Below are 5,957 nucleotides of genomic sequence, written 5' to 3'. Positions count from 1 at the left end.
TCAAAGATACATATAAAATCCCCTGCTGACATTACGTCGACAGGGGTCATTTTTATATTGGGCAAAAGGGTCAGTGATATTTTGGCTTAAGGGGTCAATTCAACCTGGTCTAAGGGGTCATCCGAGCCTGGGTTTTCCATCAACTACTGCGCTTGAATGATGATGAATGACGATGAATTTTGAAAGAGATTTTCGGTTTCTGTTGTGCAATTGTTGTGCAAAAATGGCAAAAGAAAATCGCAACTGATTGATATTTAATCAGTTGCGATTTTAAAGTGTTGCCTTGGAAGGATTCGAACCCTCACAGGCGGAACCAGAATCCGACGTGCTACCATTACACCACAAGGCAATTTTTTTTGTTTGTCATCGGGTTTTGTTTTGAGCTCGCTTACTCGTTTTTCCTTTTGACGGTGCAAAGGTAGGGGTTTGTTTTGAATCCTGCAAATATTTCGGCAACTTTTTTCAATGTTTTTTCTCTTTTTATCTGATTTTTTGTGAACCGGTTGTTTGGATTGGGACTGTTGTGTGAGGTTGTCGCTTGATTTTCAGTTGGTTATTGATGGTGTTGGCGGGGTGTCGCCAAAATGCAGTTTTTTTGATTTTTTTGTGGCGGATTGCATTGGGATAGACTCCGATGCTTGTGAGTTCTGGCAAAATGTGTCGGGGATGATCAGGTGAGTTGGATTTAATTGGTGTCCGCAGGACTGAATTTAGTATATTGAGGCAAAAAAACGTTACAAATGGCTACTGTAAAAGTTAAATTCAGGCCCTTGGTAGGCGATGCGGAGCAAGGACGTCTATATATCCAGATTATTCATGAGCGTCAGGTCAAGCTGATTTCTACTCCTTATATTGTCAATGCCGCGGAATGGGATTCCGAGAGGGGTGGTTTTGTCGCTTCCGGATCAGCAGGCCGCCGGGAAGAGCTCTACAGAGTGAATCATTCTCTGCAGTGTCACATCGGGCGGGTGAAGGCGATAATCAGCCGTCTTGACAAGACGATGCTTTTTTATAATGTAGGAGACATTGCGGATGAGTGCAGAAGTTATGTGGCAAGATTCCGACTTTTTGCTTTCTTCGAGCATCGTATCGGGCAGCTTAAGCTCAAGAATAAAATCCGGACTGCTCAGAATTACCGGTCGACGATGAACAGTTTCAAGTCATTTCTTCATGGTGAAGATATAATCATTGACTTGATAGATGCTGACATGATCGAGCGTTACGAGGCTTTTCTTCAGGCCAGGCGGCTGCGTCCTAACACGACTTCGTTTTATATGCGGGTGCTCCGCGCGGTGTGTAATACGGCTGCCGATGAAGGGGCCTTTGTCTTGCCTGGAATTTTCCGTCATGTGTACACCGGGGTTGACAAGACTGAAAAGCGGGCTTTGCCACTGACTGTTCTCAGACGGATTCATTCAATGGACCTCGCGGCATCGCCTGCGCTTGACTATGCCAGAGACATATTCATGCTGAGCTTTTTCACCCGCGGGATGAGTTTTATAGATATGGCCTTTATCCTTAAGACTGACCTGAACAACGGATATCTTACGTATAGCCGGCATAAAACGCGGCAGATGCTAAAACTGAAGTGGACTGCCGAGATGCAGCGCATAATTGACAAATATCCCTCCAACACGAGTCCATATCTGTTTCCGATACTGATAAATCCGCAATCGAACCTGGCTTATGCTTACCGGAATATTTCATACCGCATAAATTCCAGTCTTAAGAAGATAGCTGTGCTTGCCGGCTATCCGGAGAGCTTCACTCTTTATTCCGCCCGTCATTCATGGGCTTCTGTGGCATGCACGCAGGGGGTTCCAATAAGTGTGATAAGCCAGGGGATGGGCCATGACTCTGAGCGCACCACGAGGATCTATATTTCATCAATTGATTCTTCGGCCATTGACAGGGCCAATTCAAAAGTGATCAGTTCGCTGTTTTGATTTTAATGGCCGGTGTCGGTCTTCAGATCCAATCCTTCTGATGTGCATACAATGACTTTTTTAATTACAAAATCAGTAACTATAAATTTGGAGAATCGCTTCAAGCCGATTAACTTTGCAATAATTTTTATTCGCGGACACTCTCCACCCCGTCAGAGAAATCATTTTATACCCGTTTCCAATCGTTATGTTAATCATAGGAATAGCAGGTGGTACCGGCTCAGGCAAGACCACCGTTGTAAACAAGATAATCAACAGCCTTCCTCCGGGCGAAGTTGCAGTCCTGCCTCAGGACTCTTATTATAAGGATTCAAGTCATATTCCGGTTGAGGAACGCAGTAAGATTAATTTTGATGAACCGGCCTCCATTGAATGGACTCTTCTTGTAGAGCATCTCAAGCGTCTCAAGGACGGCAACTCGATTGAAATGCCAACATATTCATATCTGACCTGCACCCGCCAGGCAGAGACAGTCAGAGTCGATCCGCGAGAGGTGGTCATTGTGGAGGGCATTCTTGTGCTGACCGACCCGGTGCTGCGATCCATGATGGATGTGAAGGTCTTTGTCGATGCCGATGCCGACGAACGTCTGATCAGAGTCATTGCGCGTGATTGCGTGGAGCGTGGCCGCACTCCGGCTATGGTGCTTGACCGTTATCAGGATGTGTTGAAGCCGATGCACGAGATGTATATCGAGCCGACAAAGCGTCATGCCGATCTGATTGTGCCGCAAGGCGGAAGCAATGTGGTGGCTATTCAGCTGCTGACCGATTACATAGAGTCGCGCCTCAGACGCACTACTGTAAACCGTTAAATCTATCTCTCCACGCAAGCATCCCCACCAGATGGAACAAAATCCCAATATACAGCCTTCGATACCGGTAGGCACACCTGACAAGATGGTGCTTCGCACAGACAATCTTGTGAAGAAGTATGGCAAGCGAACAGTTGCAAACCATGTGTCGATCAACGTGACGCAAGGAGAGATTGTAGGCCTGCTCGGACCTAACGGAGCCGGCAAGACGACTACTTTCTACATGACCGTAGGGCTGATCACTCCTAACGAGGGACAGATCTACCTGAACGATCTTAACATCACAAAATATCCGGTCTATAAGCGGGCGCAGAACGGCATCGGCTATCTTGCTCAGGAGCCAAGCGTGTTCCGCAAACTGACCGTGGAAAACAATATAAAGGCCGTTCTGCAGATGACCAACACATCGGCTGAATATCAGCGCGACAAGCTTGAAAGCCTGATAGCTGAATTCAGCCTTGAAAAAGTGCGTCATAATCTTGGCGACCAGCTCTCAGGCGGCGAGCGCCGCCGCACGGAGATTGCCCGCTGTCTGGCTATCGACCCGAAATTCATCATGCTCGACGAGCCTTTTGCGGGGGTCGACCCGATTGCGGTCGAGGATATCCAGTCTGTGGTCTATCATCTCAAGGAAAAAAATATCGGCATTCTCATCACAGACCATAACGCGCAGGAGACATTGCGCATCACCGACCGTGCCTACCTGCTTTTTGAAGGAAAGATCCTGTTCCAGGGCACTTCTGAGGAGCTGGCAGAAAATCCGGTTGTCCGAGAGAAATATCTCGGCCGAGACTTCATGTTCTACCGCAAAAAATTCGACGCCGAATAGCAAAGCCCTCGGCGCCGTCAGAAATCAGGATCAGATCGGTCACATCCGGTCTGATTTTTTATTGCTTGCTAAATAGGGGGGCAATTGAGTGATTAGCAACCAGGGTTCTGAACCCATCCGGGAGAAAGTGCGATTTGCTCGCCGGGTATGGGCCAAAGATTTTGATAAGAAGCATAGCCTTTGAGGTTGTTGCGCTTTTGGAAGGCGAAGTAGTCAATCGAGATCGTCGTCGATGTCATCTTCGAGGAAGTCGAAATCCCAGCCGTCAGACATTGATTCTGTGAATTCGGCAAGTTCGCGTCCTTCCCGTTTGGTGGGGCGCCCAAGACCTTTGCGGCGGTCGATGAATCCGGAGATCTTTACAATCTCAAGCAGATCGAGTTCGCTTTTGGGTGTGATGTTTTCCATATAATCAGGCACGAGCTTGGCTCCAAGTCTGTTTTGGGTCAGGGCGAGCACACGGAAAGAGTAGGTCACCGGTGGCTTGCGCACCTTCACCACATCGCCGACTTTGATTGTGCGCGATGGTTTGGCAAGTGCGTCGCCGACATACACGCGGCCTTTCTTGCAGGCTTCCGTGGCGATTGTGCGCGTCTTGAATATGCGCATGGCCCATAGCCATTTATCTATTCTGACTTCGTTCATGATGCTTTTTTTATCTTGTGTCTGCGTAGAGAGTCCGGGGCTTACTTTTTGTTGTACATGTTCATGGCTCTTTCGATGCCTGTGAGGCAGAATGCTTTTATGGCTTCTACGGCAATGTCGATCCTTTCAGGCATAGCCTCTTCCTCGGCCTTTGTGAATGCACCGAGCACGTATTCGATCTGCATTCCGCGCGGGAAATCGTTGCCAATGCCGAACCGCAGACGGGGATAGGCCTGTGTGCCGAGCATCTGGGCTATGTTTTTGAGTCCGTTGTGTCCGGCATCGCTGCCGGAGCCTTTGATGCGGATGGCACCGAAGGGAATGGCGCAGTCATCAACAATCACAAGGATGTTCTCAATCTCTATACCTTCTTTTTCTTTCCAGTAGCGGACGGCATTTCCGGAAAGATTCATGTAGGTGGACGGTTTGAGTATCACCAGCTGGGCGTTTTTGACCCTCATGCGGGCTATATCGCCATAGCGTTCGGTCGAGAAGCTTGCGTTGCCGCCGGCGGCAAGAGCGTCAGCGATTCTGAAGCCGGCATTGTGGCGTGTGTTGGCATATTCCGGACCGATATTTCCCAGTCCGACTATCAGGTACTTCATTGGAGTGGTTAAAAGTAGGGTTGATGTGGTGTAGGGCAGGGGAGGTGGCTCCCGGATGCCCGCTAAACAAGCGACAGATTCTCCCGGCTTGAAAAAGGTCGAGAAAATCTGTCGCAATGAAATCGGTTTATGCGCGGTGTGCGCTGATGCTGAGATTACTGAGCGTTGGCCTGAGCACCACGGGCGGCACGGGTGAGCTGAACGGCGCAGACAACAGCGTTCTTGGCGTTCATCAGTTCGAGACCGTCGAAGTGGAGTTCGCCGATCTGGAGAGTCTTGCCGAGGCCGAGGTGGTCAACGTTGATAACCACACGTTCGGGGATTTCAGTGTAGACAGCTTTCACGCGGATTTTCTTCATAGAGAGGTTGAGCTTACCACCGGCTTTCACACCTTCTGCGTGGCCTTCGAGCTGAACGGGAACTTCGATGGTGACGGGCTTCTTGTCAGTCACTTCGAGGAGGTCCATGTGAAGGATGGTGTCTTTAACCGGGTGGAACTGGATGTCCTTGAGGACAGCCATGCGGGTTTCGCCGTTTACAGTAAGCTCGATAGCGAAGATATCGGGAGTGTAGACGAGTTTGCGGACTGCGTCCTGAGTCACTACGAGGTCAGTAGTCACAAGGCCTTTGCCGTTGCCGATCTCCACAAGCTTTTCGCCGGGTTTCAGAGCCTTCTCATAGGGAAGGTTAACGATTTCGCCGCCGTTGAGAACCACGGGGATCTTGTTTTCTTTGCGGAGGGCTTTGGTAGCCTTTTTGCCGAGGTCTGTACGGGGTTCGGCAGTCAGTTGAAATGTCTTCATTTCTGATTGATTTGTTTGATTGTGTTACTCAAAATTAAGTTGTAATTCAATTGCTCCTTAATTTCCCATCACACGGGGATGCTAAAAAGCGACTGCAAAGTTACTGAATTTTCTGCGATTACATCACATCTGTTCACATTATTTAACAGCAGCGGCTGATCCGGCTCTTTTTGAGCGGCTGAGGTTGGTGGAAAAGGCGCGAGAGTTTGACCCCTTCGGGCACGCGGGACTGACCCCTTCGGGCATAATAAGATTGACCCCTTCGGGCAAAATAAAAATGACCCCTGTCGATGATACGGCAGGGGAATTTTTTTG

Annotated in this window: 6 protein-coding genes and 1 tRNA gene; 3 read left to right on the top strand and 4 right to left on the bottom strand. The window is 49.0% G+C overall.

Annotated elements, in window-relative coordinates:
• Positions 1-278 precede the first annotated feature (278 nt).
• Positions 279-349: transfer RNA gene (locus C5O23_RS13790), tRNA-Gln, on the bottom strand.
• Positions 350-740: 391 nt separating this feature from the next.
• Here C5O23_RS13790 and C5O23_RS13785 point away from each other — a divergent pair.
• The 3 genes from C5O23_RS13785 (at position 741) to lptB (ending at position 3,589) form a co-directional block, all read left to right on the top strand.
• Positions 741-1,946 (top strand): site-specific integrase, encoded by a 1,206-nt coding sequence (locus tag C5O23_RS13785; protein WP_107033492.1) that lies wholly within the window; start codon positions 741-743, stop codon positions 1,944-1,946.
• 187 nt (positions 1,947-2,133) lie between these two features.
• Positions 2,134-2,760 carry a uridine kinase gene (gene udk, locus C5O23_RS13780; RefSeq protein WP_107033491.1) on the top strand — a complete coding sequence of 209 codons (627 nt, stop codon included), beginning with the start codon at positions 2,134-2,136 and terminating at the stop codon, positions 2,758-2,760.
• 31 nt (positions 2,761-2,791) lie between these two features.
• On the top strand, positions 2,792-3,589 hold the full coding sequence (lptB, locus tag C5O23_RS13775; RefSeq protein ID WP_107033490.1) for an LPS export ABC transporter ATP-binding protein: 798 nt from the start codon (positions 2,792-2,794) through the stop codon (positions 3,587-3,589).
• 213 nt (positions 3,590-3,802) lie between these two features.
• Here lptB and C5O23_RS13770 read toward each other — a convergent pair whose 3' ends face one another.
• The 3 genes from C5O23_RS13770 to C5O23_RS13760 all read right to left on the bottom strand — a co-directional run bounded on the left by C5O23_RS13770 (position 3,803) and on the right by C5O23_RS13760 (position 5,642).
• Positions 3,803-4,234 carry an RNA-binding S4 domain-containing protein gene (locus C5O23_RS13770; protein ID WP_107033489.1) on the bottom strand — a complete coding sequence of 144 codons (432 nt, stop codon included), beginning with the start codon at positions 4,232-4,234 and terminating at the stop codon, positions 3,803-3,805.
• Positions 4,235-4,275: 41 nt separating this feature from the next.
• Positions 4,276-4,839, bottom strand: coding sequence for an aminoacyl-tRNA hydrolase (pth, locus tag C5O23_RS13765; RefSeq protein WP_107033488.1), 564 nt, complete (start codon positions 4,837-4,839; stop codon positions 4,276-4,278).
• Positions 4,840-4,994: 155 nt separating this feature from the next.
• Positions 4,995-5,642, bottom strand: a complete 648-nt coding sequence (locus C5O23_RS13760; protein WP_107033487.1) for a 50S ribosomal protein L25/general stress protein Ctc — start codon at positions 5,640-5,642, stop codon at positions 4,995-4,997.
• Positions 5,643-5,957: the final 315 nt, after the last annotated feature.

The sequence above is a fragment of the Duncaniella muris genome (assembly GCF_003024805.1).
In the GTDB taxonomy this organism is placed as follows: domain Bacteria; phylum Bacteroidota; class Bacteroidia; order Bacteroidales; family Muribaculaceae; genus Duncaniella; species Duncaniella muris.
Note: the sequence above shows the minus strand (reverse complement) of the source record. Positions and strands in the feature narration are given on the sequence as shown.